This is a genomic window from Streptomyces sp. 11-1-2 (genome assembly GCF_003595545.1).
GTDB classification, from domain to species: Bacteria; Actinomycetota; Actinomycetes; order Streptomycetales; family Streptomycetaceae; genus Streptomyces; species Streptomyces hygroscopicus_B.
Genome location: NZ_CP022545.1, coordinates 7,664,293 through 7,681,957, shown reverse-complemented (window position 1 = coordinate 7,681,957; position 17,665 = coordinate 7,664,293). Strand labels below are relative to the sequence as shown.

Annotated in this window: 16 protein-coding genes, 5 tRNA genes and 1 pseudogene; 7 read left to right on the top strand and 15 right to left on the bottom strand. The window is 69.9% G+C overall.

The annotated features are described in order from the left end of the window. Positions 1-34 precede the first annotated feature (34 nt). On the bottom strand, positions 35-1,036 hold the full coding sequence (locus CGL27_RS33120; protein WP_078643945.1) for an NAD(P)H-dependent glycerol-3-phosphate dehydrogenase: 1,002 nt from the start codon (positions 1,034-1,036) through the stop codon (positions 35-37). Continuing rightward, on the bottom strand, positions 1,033-1,791 hold the full coding sequence (locus CGL27_RS33115; protein WP_078643943.1) for a lysophospholipid acyltransferase family protein: 759 nt from the start codon (positions 1,789-1,791) through the stop codon (positions 1,033-1,035). The genes CGL27_RS33120 and CGL27_RS33115 overlap by 4 nt, the downstream gene beginning before the upstream one ends. A 171-nt stretch (positions 1,792-1,962) precedes the next feature. Between CGL27_RS33115 and cofC the strand changes: the two are divergent. After that, positions 1,963-2,568 (top strand): annotated as a pseudogene (cofC, locus tag CGL27_RS33110) (2-phospho-L-lactate guanylyltransferase); the annotation flags it as partial. A gap of 311 nt (positions 2,569-2,879) precedes the next feature. Here the strand turns inward: cofC and CGL27_RS33105 are convergent. From CGL27_RS33105 to leuC, 4 genes are all read right to left on the bottom strand, one after another. After that, positions 2,880-3,437, bottom strand: coding sequence for an HU family DNA-binding protein (locus tag CGL27_RS33105; protein WP_119991615.1), 558 nt, complete (start codon positions 3,435-3,437; stop codon positions 2,880-2,882). 125 nt (positions 3,438-3,562) lie between these two features. Next, positions 3,563-3,808: a hypothetical protein gene (locus CGL27_RS33100; protein WP_078643939.1), complete on the bottom strand. Its 246-nt coding sequence runs from the start codon at positions 3,806-3,808 to the stop codon at positions 3,563-3,565. A gap of 123 nt (positions 3,809-3,931) precedes the next feature. Next, the gene (leuD, locus tag CGL27_RS33095; protein WP_119991614.1) at positions 3,932-4,525 is read right to left on the bottom strand and encodes a 3-isopropylmalate dehydratase small subunit; all 594 of its coding nucleotides are present in this window, start codon (positions 4,523-4,525) and stop codon (positions 3,932-3,934) included. Between the two features lie 6 nt (positions 4,526-4,531). Continuing rightward, a complete protein-coding gene (leuC, locus tag CGL27_RS33090) occupies positions 4,532-5,962 on the bottom strand; it encodes a 3-isopropylmalate dehydratase large subunit (protein ID WP_119991613.1) in 1,431 nt (476 codons plus the stop codon). Positions 5,963-6,104: 142 nt separating this feature from the next. Between leuC and ndgR the strand changes: the two genes are divergently transcribed. Then, the gene (gene ndgR, locus CGL27_RS33085; RefSeq protein ID WP_030834082.1) at positions 6,105-6,821 is read left to right on the top strand and encodes an IclR family transcriptional regulator NdgR; all 717 of its coding nucleotides are present in this window, start codon (positions 6,105-6,107) and stop codon (positions 6,819-6,821) included. 10 nt (positions 6,822-6,831) lie between these two features. On the opposite strand, the gene CGL27_RS33080 is transcribed toward ndgR, so the two are convergent. Beyond that, positions 6,832-7,323, bottom strand: coding sequence for a DUF4188 domain-containing protein (locus tag CGL27_RS33080; RefSeq protein WP_205587783.1), 492 nt, complete (start codon positions 7,321-7,323; stop codon positions 6,832-6,834). 94 nt (positions 7,324-7,417) lie between these two features. Between CGL27_RS33080 and CGL27_RS33075 the strand changes: the two genes are divergently transcribed. Continuing rightward, positions 7,418-8,059 carry a MerR family transcriptional regulator gene (locus tag CGL27_RS33075; RefSeq protein ID WP_119991612.1) on the top strand — a complete coding sequence of 214 codons (642 nt, stop codon included), beginning with the start codon at positions 7,418-7,420 and terminating at the stop codon, positions 8,057-8,059. Between the two features lie 63 nt (positions 8,060-8,122). Here CGL27_RS33075 and CGL27_RS33070 read toward each other — a convergent pair. The 8 genes from CGL27_RS33070 to CGL27_RS33035 all read right to left on the bottom strand — a co-directional run bounded on the left by CGL27_RS33070 (position 8,123) and on the right by CGL27_RS33035 (position 11,380). Beyond that, positions 8,123-8,198: transfer RNA gene (locus CGL27_RS33070), tRNA-Glu, on the bottom strand. Between the two features lie 22 nt (positions 8,199-8,220). Further along, positions 8,221-8,292: transfer RNA gene (locus CGL27_RS33065), tRNA-Gln, on the bottom strand. 13 nt (positions 8,293-8,305) lie between these two features. Beyond that, a tRNA-Glu gene (locus tag CGL27_RS33060) sits at positions 8,306-8,378 on the bottom strand. A gap of 31 nt (positions 8,379-8,409) precedes the next feature. Beyond that, positions 8,410-8,482, bottom strand: a tRNA-Glu gene (locus tag CGL27_RS33055). 50 nt (positions 8,483-8,532) lie between these two features. After that, a tRNA-Gln gene (locus tag CGL27_RS33050) sits at positions 8,533-8,604 on the bottom strand. 167 nt (positions 8,605-8,771) lie between these two features. Continuing rightward, on the bottom strand, positions 8,772-10,259 hold the full coding sequence (gltX, locus tag CGL27_RS33045; protein WP_119991611.1) for a glutamate--tRNA ligase: 1,488 nt from the start codon (positions 10,257-10,259) through the stop codon (positions 8,772-8,774). Next, on the bottom strand, positions 10,252-11,043 hold the full coding sequence (locus tag CGL27_RS33040) for a fumarylacetoacetate hydrolase family protein (protein WP_078643934.1): 792 nt from the start codon (positions 11,041-11,043) through the stop codon (positions 10,252-10,254). The genes gltX and CGL27_RS33040 overlap by 8 nt, the downstream gene beginning before the upstream one ends. A 121-nt stretch (positions 11,044-11,164) precedes the next feature. After that, complete coding sequence (locus tag CGL27_RS33035) at positions 11,165-11,380, bottom strand: hypothetical protein (protein ID WP_119991610.1); 216 nt, start codon at positions 11,378-11,380, stop codon at positions 11,165-11,167. Positions 11,381-11,972: 592 nt separating this feature from the next. On the opposite strand from CGL27_RS33035, the gene CGL27_RS33030 reads away from it, so the two are divergent. The 4 genes from CGL27_RS33030 to CGL27_RS33015 all read left to right on the top strand — a co-directional run bounded on the left by CGL27_RS33030 (position 11,973) and on the right by CGL27_RS33015 (position 17,459). Next, the gene (locus tag CGL27_RS33030) at positions 11,973-15,956 is read left to right on the top strand and encodes a nitrate- and nitrite sensing domain-containing protein (RefSeq protein WP_119991609.1); all 3,984 of its coding nucleotides are present in this window, start codon (positions 11,973-11,975) and stop codon (positions 15,954-15,956) included. Beyond that, the gene (locus CGL27_RS33025) at positions 15,957-16,379 is read left to right on the top strand and encodes a roadblock/LC7 domain-containing protein (protein ID WP_078643930.1); all 423 of its coding nucleotides are present in this window, start codon (positions 15,957-15,959) and stop codon (positions 16,377-16,379) included. It abuts the gene before it with no gap. A 101-nt stretch (positions 16,380-16,480) separates the two neighbouring features. Next, a complete protein-coding gene (locus tag CGL27_RS33020; RefSeq protein WP_119994666.1) occupies positions 16,481-16,894 on the top strand; it encodes a DUF742 domain-containing protein in 414 nt (137 codons plus the stop codon). Beyond that, entirely contained in the window at positions 16,875-17,459 is a 585-nt protein-coding gene (locus tag CGL27_RS33015) for an ATP/GTP-binding protein (RefSeq protein WP_078643928.1), read from the top strand. The genes CGL27_RS33020 and CGL27_RS33015 overlap by 20 nt, the downstream gene beginning before the upstream one ends. The last annotated feature ends 206 nt before the right edge of the window (positions 17,460-17,665 follow it).

Here is a 17,665-nt window from a genome sequence, read left to right as displayed (position 1 = left end):
ATCGCGTTGAGGTTACCTTGCGGTCCGCGCGGCGTCAGTGCCGCTCGGCCTTGGCGCTGCGGGACATCAGCTCTTTGAGTGCGACAAGCGGCTGTTTGCCGTCGTGCACGATCTCGACGACGGTCTCGGTGATGGGCATGTCGACATCGAAGCGCCGGGCGAGATCCAGCACGGACTCGCACGACTTGACGCCCTCCGCGGTCTGCTTGGTGACCGCGATGGTCTCCTCCAGCGTCATCCCGCGCCCCAGGTTGGTGCCGAAGGTGTGGTTGCGGGAGAGCGGGGAGGAGCAGGTGGCGACGAGGTCGCCCATGCCCGCCAGGCCCGCGAAGGTGTGCGCGTCGGCGCCCATCGCCAGGCCCAGCCGGGTCGTTTCGGCGAGGCCGCGGGTGATGAGCGACGCCTTGGTGTTGTCGCCGAGCCCCATGCCGTCGGCGATGCCCACGGCCAGCGCGATGACGTTCTTCACCGCGCCGCCCAGCTCGCAGCCGACCACGTCGGTGTTGGTGTACGGGCGGAAGTACGCGGTGTGGCAGGCGGTCTGGAGGCGGCGGGCCACGCTCTCGTCGGGGCAGGCCACCACCGAGGCGGCGGGCTGCCGGGCGGCGATCTCCTTGGCGAGGTTGGGCCCGGTGAGCACCGCGACGCGCTCGGCGGGCGCCTTGGCGACCTCCTGGACGACCTCGCTCATCCGCTTGGCCGTGCCGAGTTCGACACCCTTCATCAGGGAGACCAGCACGGTGTCACCGGCCAGCAGCGGGGCCCATTCCGAGAGGTTGCCGCGCAGCGTCTGGGAGGGCACGGAGAAGACGGTGAACTCCGCGCCGGCCGCGGCCTCGGCCGGGTCGGTGGTGGCCCGCACGCCGTCGGGGAGCCGCACCCCGGGGAAGTAGTCGGGATTGGTGCGGCCGGTGTTGATGGCCTCGACCACACCGGACCGGCGGCCCCACAGCGTCACCTCGCAGCCGGCGTCGGCGAGCACCATCGCGAAGGCGGTGCCCCAGGAGCCGGTGCCGAAGACGGCGCAGCGCGTCACTTGCTCTCCTCATCGGCCAGCGGGAGCGGCGGGCCGTCGGTGCTGGTGCTGGTGGGCCGGTCGTGCCGGTGAACGGGCGCGGGCTCTCCGCGCACCTCGGAGAGGAGGTCGGTGATGGCGTCCATGATGACGTCGGTGGCCGCCCGGAGGACCTCCGCGGTGGGCTCCTGGCCGTAGAACCCGGACAGGTCCACCGGCGGGCCGGCGAGCACCTTGAGGGTCTTGCGCGGGAAGAGACGGACCCGCTTCTCCTTGGCGTACGGCGGCACGGCCTCGTTGGCACCCCACTGGGCGACGGGGATGACGGGGGCCTTGGTGAGCAGCGCGACCCGCGCCGCGCCGGTCTTTCCGCGCATGGGCCACATGTCGGGGTCGCGGGTGAGGGTGCCCTCGGGGTAGAAGGCCACACACTCGCCCTTGTTGATGGCGTCCACGGCGGCCCGGAAGGCGTTGGCGGCGTCGGTGGACTCGCGGTAGACGGGGATCTGGCCGGTGCCGCGGAGCATGGTGCCCATGAAGCCGCCCCTGAAGAGGGCTGCCTTGGCGAGGAAGCGCGGCACCCTCCCGGTGTTGTACTGGAAGTGCGCGTAGGAGAGGGGGTCGAGATACGAGTTGTGATTGATCGCGGTGATAAATCCACCATCGGCCGGAATGTGCTCCATTCCGTGCCAGTCCCGCTTGAACAGAACCACCAGCGGCGGTTTGCACAAGACCGCCGCCGTGCGGTACCAGAAGCCGATTCTGCGGCCGGACACTCGGAACATCCTCTCTTGGACCCTGCTGACCTGCTGGCTTGCTGTCGTCCCCTGCAGCCGCACAAGTGTCGCTCCAGGCACCCTGTCTGTCGAGAACACCGTAACCCCGCACGTCTTCGGCGAGCCGGGCAGCAGGTCAGAATGAGGCCCGTGGGAAGAAACGGAGCCCCTGTGACCTGGACCCTCGTGGTGCCGCTGAAGCCCTTGTCACGGGCGAAGACCAGGCTCTCCGACGCCGCGGGCGACGGCCTCCGGGCCTCGCTCGCGCTCGCGTTCGCTCAGGACACGGTGGACGCGGCGCTGGCGAGCCGCTGGGTGCGCGGGGTGACCGTCGTCACCGACGACCCGCTCGCCGGACGTGAGCTGTCCGCCCTCGGCGCCCGGATCCTGCCCGACTCCCCGGGGCGCGGGCTGAACGCGGCCCTGGCGCACGGCGCCCTCGCCGTCCGCGGGGAGCGCCCGGGGGCCGCCGTGGCGGCGATGAACGCCGATCTCCCGGCGCTGCGGACCGTGGAGCTCGACCTGGTGCTCGAGGCCGCGTCCGGCTTCGCACGCGCCTTTCTGGCGGACGCCGCGGGGGTGGGCACCACGCTCCTCTCGGCGGCGCCCGGCGTCGATCTGGCGCCCGCCTTCGGGGGACCCTCACGGGCCCGGCACCGGGCGTCGGGGGCGCGGGAGATCGAGCTGGCGGGGGTGGACTCGGTGCGGCACGACGTGGACACGGCCGGGGATCTGCGCGCGGCGGTGGCCCTGGGTGTGGGCGCCCACACCAGGGCTAGGCTGGCGGACATGCAGGGAACCGCCTATACGTACGACCCCGAGACCCGCGCCGGCAGCGTGCTGCTCGACGACGGCACCCCGCTGCCGTTCGACACCGCGGCCTTCGACGCCGGGGGGCTGCGGATGCTGCGCCCGGGCCAGCGGGTGCGGATCGAGGTGGAGGGCGAGGGCGAACAGCGCCGGGTCGTCTTCGTCACGCTGCAGACGTTCTGAACGCCGCGGACAGCACCTCAGACAGCACCGCGGGCCGGGCTCCCTCGGGGAGCCCGGCCCGGCGCGTGAACAGTGCGGCGCTTGTGCGCCGCCGGCTAGCGCTTCCTGGCGGTGGTCTTCTTCGTGGTGGTCTTACGGGCGCTCGTCTTGCGCGCCGGGGCCTTTTTCGCGGCGGCCTTGGCGGGCGCCTTCTTGGCCGTCGCCTTCTTGGCGGTCGCCTTCTTGGCGGCGGCCTTGGCCGGGGCCTTCTTGGCCGCGGCCTTCTTCGCAGGAGCCTTCTTGGCGGTCGCCTTCTTGACCGCTGCCTTCTTCGCGGCGACCTGGAGGCTGCCCTTGGGAGCCTTCTTCACCGCGACCTCACCGCCGCGCGGGAGCTTCTTGGAGCCGCTCACCAGGTCCTTGAACCCCTGACCGGCACGGAAGCGGGGCACCGAGGTCTTCTTGACCCTCACGCGCTCCCCGGTCTGCGGGTTACGAGCGTACCGGGCGGGCCGTTCCACCTTCTCGAACGAACCAAATCCAGTGACTGAAACTCGCTCCCCGGCGACGACTGCCCGGACGATGGCGTCCAGAACTGCGTCGACGGCCTCGGCGGCCGACTGACGGCCGCCGACCTTGTCGGCAATCGCTTCTACGAGCTGCGCCTTGTTCACGTCTTCCCCTTCGGAGACATTGCCGGAATCAATGTGTTCAAGCCTTTTCGCACGTTAGGCAGATATATACCGCAAATCAAACACGAAACGGGCTAATCACCCTTGTGCCGCAACGCACTCGATCGTCACGGACTTCCGTCGGTGTCGGGATCTTGGGGGAAACGGCCCTCGTCGAGGTCGTTCATCAACCGCTCCAGACGCTTTGCCGCATCTGCGAGATCGTGTTTCGCCGCTGAGGTGATGACCAGCAGCTTCCGGGACAGCGTCATCCGTACGCCCTCCGGGACTTGCAGTGCGCGCACCCTTGCGTGCGCTTCCTTGAGCCGGTCGGCGACGATGCCGTAGAGCTCGAGTTGGCCGTCGCGTTCCATGCACTGATTGTGCCATCTGAGGCGAGTTGTCGCTTCACGGGGCCTCAACATGCCGATGCGCCGCCGGTCCGAGGACCGGCGGCGCATCTTGCCAAACCCGCTCTGTACAGGGAGAACCGGGGGTCAGACCACCACCGTGCTGGGCTTGAAGGAGGGACGACGCGCCTCGTACGCGGCGATGGATTCGTCCTCCCTGAGGGTGAGACTGATGTCGTCCAGCCCCTCCAGGAGTCGCCACCGGGCATTCTCGTCAAGCTCAAAATCAGCCGTGATGCCCTCGGCTCGAACCTGGCGGTCGACGAGGTCCACGGCGACCTCCGCGGCGGGGTCCGCCTCGACCAGCTTCCACAGCCGGTCCACGGTCTCCTGCGGCAGGACGACGGTCAGCAGCCCGTTCTTGAGCGAGTTGCCGCGGAAGATGTCGGCGAAGCGGGACGAGATGACGGCCTTGAAGCCGTAGTTCTGCAGCGCCCATACCGCGTGCTCGCGCGAGGAGCCGGTGCCGAAGTCGGGACCGGCCACCAGCACCGTCCCGCCCTTGTACTCGGCCGCGTTGAGCACGAACTCCGGGTCCTTGCGCCATGCCTCGAAGAGTCCGTCCTCGAAGCCGTCGCGGGTGACCTTCTTGAGCCAGTGCGCCGGGATGATCTGGTCCGTGTCCACGTTGCTGCGGCGCAGCGGAACGGCCCGGCCGGTGTGTGTGGTGAATGCTTCCATGACTGCTCAGGCCCCCACGGGAGTCGATACGGCCGCGTCGGACAGATCGGCGGGCGAGGCCAGATGGCCCAGCACCGCGGTGGCGGCGGCGACCTGCGGCGAGACCAGATGGGTCCGGCCGCCCTTGCCCTGCCGGCCCTCGAAGTTGCGGTTGGACGTGGACGCCGACCGCTCACCGGGCGCGAGCTGGTCGGGGTTCATGCCCAGGCACATCGAACAGCCCGCGTGCCGCCACTCGGCGCCGGCGGCGGTGAACACCTTGTCCAGCCCCTCCTCGACGGCCTGCAGGGCGACCCGCACCGAGCCGGGGACCACCAACATCCGTACGCCGTCGGCCACCGAGCGGCCGGACAGCACCGAGGCGGCGGAGCGCAGGTCCTCGATGCGGCCGTTGGTGCAGGAACCGACGAAGACCGTGTCCACCGCGATGTCGCGCAGCGGCTGACCTGCCGTCAGGCCCATGTACTCCAGGGCCTTCTCGGCGGCGAACTGCTCGCTGGCGTCCTCGAAGGAGGCCGGGTCCGGGACCGACTCCGACAGCGGAGCGCCCTGGCCGGGGTTGGTGCCCCAGGTGACGAACGGGGCGAGTTCGGAGGCGTCGATGACGACCTCACGGTCGAAGACCGCGTCGTCGTCGCTGCGCAGGGTGCGCCAGTACGCGACGGCCGCGTCCCAGTCGTCACCCTGGGGGGCGTGCGGGCGGCCCTCCAGATAGGCGAAGGTCGTCTCGTCCGGGGCGATCATGCCCGCGCGGGCGCCCGCCTCGATGGACATGTTGCACACGGTCATCCGGGCCTCCATCGAGAGCTTCTCGATGGCGGAGCCGCGGTACTCGAGCACATAGCCCTGGCCGCCGCCGGTGCCGATCTTGGCGATGATCGCCAGGATCAGGTCCTTGGCGGTGACGCTCTCGGGCAGCTCGCCCTCGACGGTGATCGCCATGGTCCTGAACGGCGCGAGCGGCAGCGTCTGGGTCGCCAGCACATGCTCGACCTGGCTGGTGCCGATGCCGAACGCGAGCGCGCCGAAGGCGCCGTGGGTCGAGGTGTGGCTGTCACCGCAGACCACGGTCGTACCGGGCTGGGTCAGTCCCAGCTGCGGTCCCACCACGTGGACGACGCCCTGCTCGACATCGCCGAGCGGGTGCAGCCGGACACCGAACTCCGCGCAGTTCTTGCGCAGCGTCTCCAACTGGGCGCGGGAGACGGGGTCCGCGATCGGCTTGTCGATGTCGAGGGTGGGGGTGTTGTGGTCCTCGGTCGCGAGGGTGAGATCGGTACGACGGACCGTGCGGCCGGCCTTGCGCAGGCCGTCGAACGCCTGCGGGCTGGTCACCTCGTGCAGCAGGTGCAGATCGATGAAGAGCAGGTCAGGCTCGCCTTCGGCGTGCCGGACGACATGGTCGTCCCAGACCTTCTCCGCGAGTGTCCGTCCCATCGCATTCCCTCCGGCCGGCGCCAGTGCCGGCCCAGCTTGTCTCGACTGCGTGCCCTGGTCTGCGGGCCCGCCATTTACAGAGTGGCGGGTCTCCCCGGAAATTGAACTTGCGTTTCACACTGTGAGACGCGAGTATCGTTTCATGGACAACACTAGCGGCGTCGGCGTTCTCGACAAGGCGGCTCTGGTCCTGAGCGCCCTGGAGTCCGGCCCGGCCACCCTCGCCGGACTGGTCGGGGCGACCGGCCTCGCCCGCCCCACGGCACACCGGCTCGCGGTAGCACTCGAGCACCACCGGATGGTGGCACGTGACATGCAGGGGCGCTTCATTCTGGGCCCCCGCCTGGCCGAGCTGGCAGCGGCGGCGGGCGAGGACCGGCTGCTCGCCACGGCCGGTCCCGTGCTCACCCATCTCCGGGATGTGACCGGCGAGAGCGCGCAGCTCTACCGGCGCCAGGGAGACATGCGCATCTGTGTCGCCGCGGCCGAGCGGCTGTCCGGACTGCGGGACACCGTGCCGGTCGGCTCCACTCTCCCCATGAAGGCCGGCTCGGCCGCCCAGGTCCTGATGGCCTGGGAGGAGCCGGAGCGGCTGCACCGCGGACTGCAGGGGGCCCGCTTCACCGCCACGGCCCTGTCGGGCGTACGACGGCGGGGCTGGGCCCAGTCGATCGGCGAGCGGGAGCCCGGCGTGGCGTCCGTCTCCGCGCCCGTGCGCGGCCCGTCCAACCGCGTGGTCGCCGCCGTCTCGGTCTCCGGACCGATCGAGCGGCTGACCCGCCACCCGGGCCGGATGCACGCCCAGGCCGTCATCGACGCGGCGGCCCGCCTGACCGACGCCCTGCGTCGCGGCAACTGATCACGCCCCGTTACGCCCTCTTCAGGCTCAGCCGGTCGGCCGCGCGGTCACCGCGGCGGCCGACCGGGACGACCCCGGTGGCCTTGCCCAGGCCGAACGCCGGCATGTTGAGGTAGATCGCCTCGTGTGCCCCGGCCGGTACGACATAGGTCTCGTGCCAGAAGCCGACCTTGCCCCGGCCCTCCCGCATCCGGCGGTTGAACGCCGCCCAGGCGGGACGGTGCTCCTTGTCCTGGGCCGACGCGTACTCCAGCAGCTTCTCGTGCGAGTCCCAGTACTGGACGACGTAGAACACCCGGGGCGGGCCGAACAGGAGCTGATAGCCCAGCATCCCGCTCCCCTTGTCCCGCGACAGCTCGCGGAGCATCCGCGGCATCGCATTGAAGACCGGCAGCCAGCTGCGCAGCGCGCGGAAGCGGTTGATGCGCATGCCGATCAGGAAGACGGTGACCTCCCCCTCGGCCTCGGCGGTCATACGGCCGGCGAACAGCTCGGTACCCATGGTGATCCCCTTGCCGCCACATCGGGATAGTCTTGGATAGCGACGCTATCCATTACTTGGATAGTGCCACTCTCCAATGGAAGGTGCAACAGGGATGCGACTGGCGGAGCTCAGCGAGCGCAGCGGAGTGCCCACCGCGACGATCAAGTACTACCTGCGCGAGCGGCTGCTGCCGCCGGGAGAGCGGATCACCGCCACCAAGTCCGAGTACGGCGAGGAGCATCTGCGCCGACTGCGGCTGGTGCGCTCGCTGATCCAGGTCGGCCGGATGCCGGTGGCCACGGCGCGCGAGGTGCTGGCGGCCACCGAGGACGAGTCGCTCAGCCAGAAAACCCAGATGGGAGCCGCGGTCTGGGCACTGCCGCACGGCGCCGAGCCCGACGAGGACGATCCGCACGCGGCGCGGGCCAGGGAACAGGCGGACACCGTGCTGCGGCGGATGGACTGGTCCCACGGCCAGGAGCTGGGCGACACCTCCCCCGCCTACCGGATGCTGGTGACGGCCATCGCCTCGCTGGACCGCCTGGGATATCCCCATGACACCGAGCATCTGCTGGTGCATGCCCGGTTGGCGGGTGAACTGGCCGTCGCAGACCTGGACCTGGTGGAGACCTACGACACCCCGCCCGAGCGGATCGAGGCGGTGGTGGCGCTGACGGTGCTCTATGAGCCGGTGCTGCTCAGCCTGCGGCGGCTCGCGCAAACCGAGGAATCCAGCCGCCGCTTCAAGGAGTGATCAGCAGCCAAGGGCACGAACGGGACACGGAAAAGCCCCCCGCTGTCGCGGAGGGCTTTTCGCTGGTACCCCCGACCGGATTCGAACCGGCGCTACCGCCTTGAGAGGGCGGCGTGCTAGGCCGCTACACAACGGGGGCCTGAGTCAGCACAAGTGCTGCGCTGGGCTACCAGGACTCGAACCTAGACTAAATGAACCAGAATCACTCGTGCTGCCAATTACACCATAGCCCATGGTATAGACCAGTACCCCCGACCGGATTCGAACCGGCGCTACCGCCTTGAGAGGGCAGCGTGCTAGGCCGCTACACAACGGGGGCCCTAGCGATCTCCGTCTTTCGAAGAGATCCGTACCCCCGACCGGATTCGAACCGGCGCTACTGCCTTGAGAGGGCAGCGTGCTAGGCCGCTACACAACGGGGGCTTGGTCCTGCTTTGATCAAGAGATCCATCAGCCATTCGAAGGATCTCTTGCTGGGGTACCAGGACTCGAACCTAGACTAAGTGAACCAGAATCACTCGTGCTGCCAATTACACCATACCCCACCAAAACGCCACCCTCGTAAGGGGTTTTGTTTGGCTTGCGCCCCGGCCCGGCCTCTCGGCCCGCCCGTCCGGCGCAGGAAGAACATTACCCGATGGTGGACGGGCCACCAAAACGAGTATCACCGCGAGTGGCGCCGTCTCACAGGCGTGAGCGGCGCCTCCCGCCCCTATCCGGCCAGCTTCGCCAGCGCCGCGTCCACACGGGCCAGCGTGCGCTCGCGGCCCAGGACCTCCAGGGACTCGAACAGCGGCAGCCCGACCGTGCGACCGGTGACCGCGACCCGCAGCGGGGCCTGGGCCTTGCCCAGTTTGAGACCGTGCTCCTCACCGGCCGCGAGGACTGCGGCCTTCAAGGTCTCGGCGTCCCAGTCCGCCTCGGCGAGCCGGGTACGGACCGAGGCCAGCAGCGCGTCCGCGCCCGGCTTCATGGCCTTGGTCCAGGACGCCTCGTCCTGGACCGGCTCATCAAGGAAGAGGAAGTCCACGTTCGCGGTGATGTCGGACAGGACCGTCAGCCGGGTCTGGGCCAGCGGGGCCAGCGCCGCGAAGGCGGCCGCGTCGAAGGCGTCCGGGGACCACGGCGCGTGCGGGGCCTTCAGCCAGGGCTCGCACGCCTCGATGAACGCCTTCACATCCAGCAGCCGGATGTGGTCCGCGTTGATCGCCTCGGCCTTCTTGAGGTCGAAACGCGCCGGGTTGGCGTTCACCCCCGAGATGTCGAACGCCTCGACCATCTCGGCCGGTGAGAAGACGTCGCGGTCGGACGAGAGCGACCAGCCCAGCAGGGAGAGGTAGTTGAGCAGTCCCTCGGGGAGGAAGCCGCGCTCCCGGTAGAGGTTCAGCGAGGACTGCGGATCGCGCTTGGAGAGCTTCTTGTTGCCCTCGCCCATGACATACGGGAGATGGCCGAAGGCGGGCACCGCACCGGAGCCCACACCGATCTCGGCGAGCGCCCGGTAGAGCCCGATCTGCCGCGGGGTGGAGGAGAGCAGGTCCTCGCCGCGCAGCACATGCGTGATCTCCATCAGCGCGTCGTCCACGGGGTTGACGAGCGTGTAGAGGGGCGCGCCGTTGGCCCGCACGATGCCGTAGTCCGAGACGTTCTCGGGGGTGAAGGTCAGCTCACCGCGCACCAGGTCGGTGAAGGTGATCGGCTCGTCCGGCATCCGGAAGCGCACGATCGAGACGCGTCCCTCCGCCTCGTACGCGGCGATCTGCTCGGCGGTCAGGGTGCGGCAGGTGCCGTCGTAGCCGGAGGGCCGGCCGGCCTTGCGGGCCGCCTCGCGGCGCTCCTCCAGCTCCTCGGCGGTGCAGTAGCAGCGGTAGGCGTGGCCCGCCTCCAGCAGCTTGTCCGCGACCTCGCGGTAGAGGTCCATCCGCTGCGACTGGCGGTAAGGCGCGTGCGGACCGCCGACCTCGGGGCCCTCGTCCCAGTCGAAGCCCAGCCAGCGCATGGCGTCCAGGAGCTGCGTGTAGGACTCCTCGGAGTCGCGCGCGGCGTCGGTGTCCTCGATGCGGAACACCAGGGTGCCGCCGTGATGACGGGCGAAGGCCCAGTTGAACAGGGCCGTGCGGACCAGGCCCACATGGGGGTTGCCGGTCGGCGAGGGACAGAAACGAACTCGCACGGGGGCGGAGGGGGATGCGCTAGCCACGCTTGATCACCTTGTTGGTGAGAGTGCCGATGCCTTCGATGGTGACGGCGACCTCGTCGCCGACGGAGAGCGGGCCGACGCCCGCCGGAGTGCCGGTGAGTACGACGTCGCCGGGGAGCAGCGTCATCGCCTCGGTGATGTGCACGATCAGATCCTCGATCGGGCGCACCATCTCGCTCGTCCGGCCGAGCTGACGCTGTTCGCCGTTGACGGTGCACATGATGCCGAGATCGGCGGCGCGCGTCAGGTCGATATCGGTCTCCACCCAGGGGCCCAGCGGACACGAGGTGTCGAAGCCCTTGGCCCGCGCCCACTGCTTCTCGCTCCGCTGGGCGTCGCGGGCCGTGATGTCGTTGCCGCAGGTGTAGCCGAGGATGACGTCCTTGACGCGCTCACGCGGAACCTCACGGCACATCCGTCCGATCACCACGGCCAGCTCGGCCTCGTAGTGCACCTCGGAGGAGAAGGAGGGATACGTGACGGGGTCGCCGGGGCCGATCACCGAGGTGGACGGCTTGAAGAAGACGACCGGGACGTCGGGGACCTCGTTGCCCAGCTCCGCCGCGTGCTCGGCGTAGTTGCGCCCGATTCCGACGACCTTGTTCGGCAGGACGGGCGGCAGCAGCCGGACCTTGCTCAGCGGGACCTTCTGGCCCGAGCGCTCGAATTCGGCGAAGGGGTGGCCCTTGATGATGTCGATGACGGGGCCGTCCTGATCGGACGGCTCACCCTCCACCACGCCGAAGGCGACGTTGCCGTCGATGGAGAATCTGGCGATGCGCACGGGAAGCCTTGGCTCCTTGACTGAACTCGCTGGAGACTGACGCTCCAGGCTATCGCTCCGCGTCCCGCGCGCCGCCGTCCCGCCTGCCGGGAGTGGTGGCGTCCGCCACAGCCCCGGGGAATCAGTGGCCCGGGGCCTCGGTCAGCACGGTGCGCTTGGGGTTCGCGGTCCGGTTCGGCAGGTCGACGCGGTGCTCCGGCTGCCCCTCGGGCGCGGCCGACAGGTCGTCGGCGTCCTTGATGTCCTGGGCGTCCCCCAGCTCCTGGACGTCCTCGAGATGGGCCAGGGTGGTGCGCCGCGGGTTGGCTATGGAGTGGAACATCATGGTCGTCTTCACTTGGTTTACGCCTCGATCTTGTCGTCCGTACCGACTGTGTAAAGCGTCAGGCTAGAGGCGGCCTTGCCCATGGATTCGCAGGAAAAGTCACCGCCAGCATGTGATATTGCTCACGAGCGATCAGGCAAAAGCCACATAGAAGACAGTTACGCAATCGCCCTAAACGGACATCGCATACCTGAACCCGACGTTCCGCTCTTGATCATCGCTAGCCGGACACTCGATTGCGCCCTTCGATTCGTACACGAAAGTCCGTTATCGCCGACATGGCTTTCTACGTCCCGTAATAAAGTCCGCACTGAGCGTCACACGGATCACAGCCTTATCCATTGCCCTTGTTGCAGCATCCGGCACTGTGCTGGAATTCCCGGGACCGCCGCGGGAATCAGCCGGCGCGCACGGGGGCGCAGCACAGAGGCGCCGAGCGGCGGGGGGCTCCTCTTGTCGACATGAAAGGAAGCGCGCCGGTCACTCACGACCGACAGGGGGGATCGCGGTCCCCCACGACTCGACACCGCTCCGCCGGTCTTCCGGAGGGGCGCCTGGTCCAGAGGTTGCGACGCTAGTGCAGGGACGTATCAAGAGGGATGGTATGGGGGCTCCCCAGGCCCGCCAGGGCCGAGGGGATGCTTCGGCGGACCCGGAGCCGCGTGGCGGGACCGACCGCGGCTCCTCGCCCCAGCGCGCCCAGGGGAGCAGCGGCAGGACCCTGGGTGATCAGAGCCCCGAGGCCGGCACGCAGAGCGCTACCCGGATCAGTACGCCCAGTGGCGGCGGAGACGCGGAGCGGCCGGCCAAGCCGAAGACCCCCGGCCCCACCGGGCCCGGCAATCGCATGGCCCTGCGCAACTGGCGCATCAGCACCCGACTGGTCTCCCTGCTCACGCTCCCGGTGGTCGCGGCGACCACCCTGGGGGCGCTGCGCATCGAGGGCTCGCTGGACAACATCCAGCAGCTCGACCAGATGAAGCTGCTCACCAAGATGACGCAGCAGGCCACCCAGCTGGCCAGCGCGCTCCAGGAGGAGCGCGACAAGTCGGCCGGTCCGCTGGCGGGCAAGGGCAACGACAAGGACGACCGGGTCGTCTCCACGCGTGAGGACACCAACCGCTCCATCACGGCCTTCCGCGAGGCCACCCACCAGATCGATCCCGGCGACCAGTCGCTGGCCGGTGTGCAGTCCACGCTCGTCAACATCGACCGTCAGCTCGGCAAGATCAACGAGGTCCGTGACACGGCCTATGACAACAGCCAGTACTACTCGCTGACGGTCCAGAACTACAACGAGCTGATCAACTCGCTGCTGCTGCTCTCCCAGGACATGGCGCAGGCGACCAGCAACCGCGCGATGATCAACAACACCCGCGCGCTCGCCACCTTCTCCTCGGCCAAGGAGTACGCCTCCATCCAGCGCGCGCTCATCAGCGCCGCGCTCGCCGACCCCAAGGGCGCCGACTTCTCCGCCAACGACCGCCGCTTCGCCAGGACCGCGGTGGACAAGGAGAACGAGGCGCTCGGCCGCTTCAAGCAGATCCGCCAGGGCAACTCCGAGGATCTGCTCGAACCGCTGGACAGCCGCCCCGACATCAAGGCGGCGACCATGTACGCCGACCGCGCGGTGCGCGACCCCGAGGGGCTGAAGGCGGAGAAGCGCACCGATCTGGACTGGTACGACCAGGACAGTATCAAGATCGAAGAGATGGGCAAGATCGAGCAGACGCTGCTCAGCGAGATGCAGCAGAAGGCTCGTGAGCTCCGCGACTCCGCCCAGCAGGACGCGATCCTCAACGGTGCGCTGATCCTCCTGGTCCTCGGCGTCTCCCTGGTCGGCGCCTTCGTCGTCGCCCGCTCCATGGTCCGCTCGCTGCGGCGCCTCCAGGACACCGCGCTGGAGGTCTCCCAGAAGCGGCTGCCCGAACTGGTCAAGCAGCTCTCCGAGTCCGATCCGCAGGATGTGGACACCTCCGTCGAGTCCGTCGGTGTGCACAGCCGGGACGAGATCGGAAAGGTGGCCGCGGCCTTCGACGACGTGCACCGCGAGGCGGTCCGGCTCGCCGCCGAGCAGGCGCTGCTGCGGGGCAACGTCAACGCGATGTTCACCAACCTCTCGCGCCGCAGCCAGGGCCTCATCCAGCGCCAGCTCTCGCTCATCTCCGAGCTGGAGAGCCGCGAGGCCGACCCGGACCAGCTCTCCTCGCTCTTCAAGCTGGACCACCTCGCCACTCGTATGCGCCGTAACGGCGAGAACCTCCTGGTCCTCGCGGGCGAGGAGCCCGGCCGCCGGTGGACCCGGCCGGTGCCGCTGGTGGACGTGCTCCGCGCGGCCGCCTCCGAGGTGGAGCAGTACGAGCGCATCGAGCTCAGCTCGGTCCCGGCGACCGAGGTCGCCGGCCGGGTCGTCAACGACCTCGTCCACCTGCTCGCCGAGCTGCTGGAGAACGCCACCTCCTTCTCCTCGCCGCAGACCAAGGTCAAGGTCACCGGTCATGCGCTGCCCGACGGGCGGGTGCTGGTCGAGATCCACGACACCGGGATCGGGCTCTCGCCCGAGGACCTGGCGGCGATCAACGAGCGGCTGGCCTCCCCGCCCACGGTCGATGTGTCGGTGTCCCGGCGCATGGGTCTGTTCGTGGTCGGCCGGCTGTCGCTGCGTCACGGCATCCGCATCCAGCTCCGGCCGTCCGACTCGGGCGGTACGACGGCGCTGGTCATGCTGCCGGTCGATGTCGCCCAGGGCGGCCGGAAGCCGGCGCCGCAGGCCGCCGGCGGCAAGTCGGGCCAGGGTGCGCCGGCCGTCGGTGGCGGCCAGGGCAACGGCTCGGCGGGGCTGCTCGGCTCGGCGCCCTCACGGCGCCAGGTCCCGGGCTCGGGTTCGCGCACCGCGCTGCCGGGCAACAGCGGCAGCGGACTGCCGACCCGGCCGGTCGGCGCCGGTGCGGGCCCCGCGGGCGGCGCCCCGGCCGGCGGCACCAACTTCTTCGAGGGCGGGCGGCCTCCGGGCCCCCGGAGCAACGCCCCCGCGGGCCCCGGTGGTCAGGGCGGTCCCGGTGGTCAGGGTGGCCCCGGTGGTCAGGGCGGTCCCAGTGGTCAGGGTGGCCCCGGTGGTCAGGGCGGTCCCGGTGGTCAGGGTGGCCCCGGCGCCCCCTCCGGACGTCCCCCGCTTCCGCAGCGCAGCGACGGCCCGACCGTCGCTCCGCCGACGGGCGCCCCGGCCCGTGCCGACGGAGGCGACCAGGGCGGCCGTCCGCAGCTGCCCACCCGCGGCCCCGCGCCCGAGCTTCCGGCCCCGGCCCAGCCGGGCACCAGTTGGGGCGCGCGCGCCGCGGCCGGCGAGGACGACTGGCCGAGCACGCCGCGCGACGCGGTGGACACCCCGCGCGGGCATGAGGAGTACGACTCCACGGGCCAGTTCGCCCGTCCGGACCTCGGCGGCTCCGGGGACCGGCGCGACCCGTTCGGCAACCGCGGCCCCGGCGACACCGGCGAGCTGCCGCAGCTGAGCGACAGCCCCAACCTGTTCGAGCCGCGCCGCGGGGCCAATGGACCGCAGGGCGGCCAGGGACCGGCCGACACCGGCCAGTTCAACCGGCCCGACTACGGTCGCGGCCCCGGTGACACCGGGGAGTTCGCCCGTCCGGAGCTCGGCCAGGGCCCGGGTGACACCGGTGAGTACGCCCAGCCCCGGTTCGAGGACGCCGCCCCGCGCGGCGGACACGGCCCCGGGGACACGGGCGAGTTCCCGCGTCCGAACACGGGCGGCCCGGGCGACACCGGCGAATTCCCGCGGCCGAACATGGGTGGCGGCCCGGGCGACACCGGCGAGTACCCGCGCCCGAACATGGGCGACACCGGCGAGTACGCCCGCCCCGACATGGGTGGCACCGGTGAGTACCCGCTGCCCCAGGGTCCCCAGGGCCGGCCCGGTGGGCGTCCGAACGATCCGCTGCCGCCCGCCGGATCCGGCGACGGCCGTACCCCGATCTTCGACACCATCGAGTCGTCCTGGCATTTCAACCAGGCCGAGGACCCGGGCATATCGGGCCCCCAGGGCGGTGGCCGGTCGTACCCGTCCGCGCCTTCCGCCCCCGAGCCCACCCCCGGTCGGCCCGCCTCCGCCGTACCGCCGCCCTCGGCCCACGAGCCGCTGCCGGCGGCCCAGGGCATGGGCGACTTCGCCGGTGCCCAGGACACGGGCGACTTCGCCGGATCGGGCGCCGCGGTGGGCCCCGGCACCAACGGGGCCGGGCTCAACGGCCGGAGCACGGGTTCCCACTGGCGTACGTCGCCCCACAACGACGAGCGCTGGCGCCGCGCCGAGCAGGTCCGCGAACCGGCGGCCGGCGGTATCACGTCGTCCGGGTTGCCACGGCGGGTGCCGCGCGCAAACCTCGTGGAGGGTGCCGCACACCAGCCGCAGCCCGACCAGGCTGGGCCGCAGGTGTCCCGCGCGCCCGATGATGTACGCGGCAGGCTGACCAATCTCCGCCGTGGAATTCAGCAGGGTCGCCGGGCCGGTACCGGACTCGGCGACGACCATGATCGCGGCATTGGCCCGACTTACCAGCAGGAGCGTTAGTTGAGCCCGATGAGCCAGGCGGCGCAGAATCTGAACTGGTTGATCACGAACTTCGTGGACAACACCCCCGGGGTGTCCCACACGGTCGTGGTCTCCGCCGACGGACTCCTTCTGGCGATGTCCGAAGGCTTCCCCCGTGACCGAGCCGATCAATTGGCGGCGGTGGCTTCCGGCCTGACCTCGCTCACCGCCGGGGCCTCCCGCATCTTCGAAGGCGGCATGGTCAACCAGACCGTCGTCGAAATGGAACGAGGCTTTCTCTTCATCATGTCCATCTCCGACGGCTCCTCCCTCGCCGTGCTCGCACACCCCGAGTGCGACATCGGCCTCGTCGGCTACGAGATGGCCCTACTGGTCGACCGCGCGGGCAGCGTCCTCACCCCCGACCTGCGTGCCGAGCTGCAGGGCAGCCTGTTGAACTGATCCATCGACCATCCGACGCCTGTCCCCCCGGCCGCACGGCCGGCGGGCCCCCACCGGCACCGACCGACGGCACGCCCGTCACCTTGTTGTCCGACCGGAGGATCCATGACCCCGCCCCCGCCTCGCCCGGCCCGTACGGCGGCCATCACCAATCGCCGTACGGGGGTGAAGGCGACCAGCCATTGGTCCGCCCGTATGCCATGACCGGTGGCCGGACCCGGCCGCGCTACCAGCTCGCCATCGAGGCGCTGGTCAGCACCACGGCCGACCCCGTGCATCTGCAGGGGCTGCTTCCCGAGCACCAGCGGATCTGCCATCTGTGCCAGGAGGTCAAGTCGGTCGCCGAGGTCTCGGCGCTGCTGAACATACCCCTGGGTGTGGCGCGGATCCTGGTGGCGGACCTGGCAGAGGCCGGCATGGTGGCGATCCACCAGCCCGGGGGCGGTTCGGAAGCGGGCGGTACCCCGGATGTGACACTGCTCGAAAGGGTGCTCAGTGGACTTCGCAAGCTCTAGCGGCGCTCCCCCCGCCCGCGCGACCACCTCGGCGAAGATCGTGGTGGCGGGCGGCTTCGGCGTGGGCAAGACCACGTTCGTCGGCGCGGTCTCGGAGATCAACCCGCTGCGCACCGAAGCCGTGATGACCTCCGCCTCGGCGGGGATCGACGATCTGAGCCATGTCCAGGACAAGACCACGACGACCGTGGCGATGGACTTCGGCCGCATCACGCTCGACGACGATCTCATCCTGTACCTGTTCGGCACGCCGGGTCAGGACCGCTTCTGGTTCATGTGGGACGACCTGGTGCGCGGCGCGATCGGCGCCGTGGTGCTGGTCGACACCCGCCGGCTCGCCGACTGCTTCCCCGCCGTCGACTACTTCGAGAACTCCGGGCTGCCCTTCGTCATCGCCCTCAACGGCTTCGAGGGCCAGCAGCCCTACAACCCCGAAGAGGTCCGCGAGGCTCTGCAGATCGGCCCGGACACCCCCATCATCACCACGGACGCGCGCCACCGCACCGAGGCCAAGAGCGCGCTCATCACCCTGGTCGAGCATGCGCTGATGGCCCGGCTCAAGTAGGGAACGCTGTCCGGGAGTTGCCGGATATCGGACGGAGGACGGGCCGTGTCGGACGATACGGCCCGCTCGCCGTTCATAACGTTTCGACAGTGATATGACGCGTCTCCCGATACGGAGCGCGATCGTTCCGCTGCGTTGCGCACTCAAATAGTTCGGTATTCGACATATCTCAGCCATAACGCCCCTTTTTTCTCTGGTCCAGACAA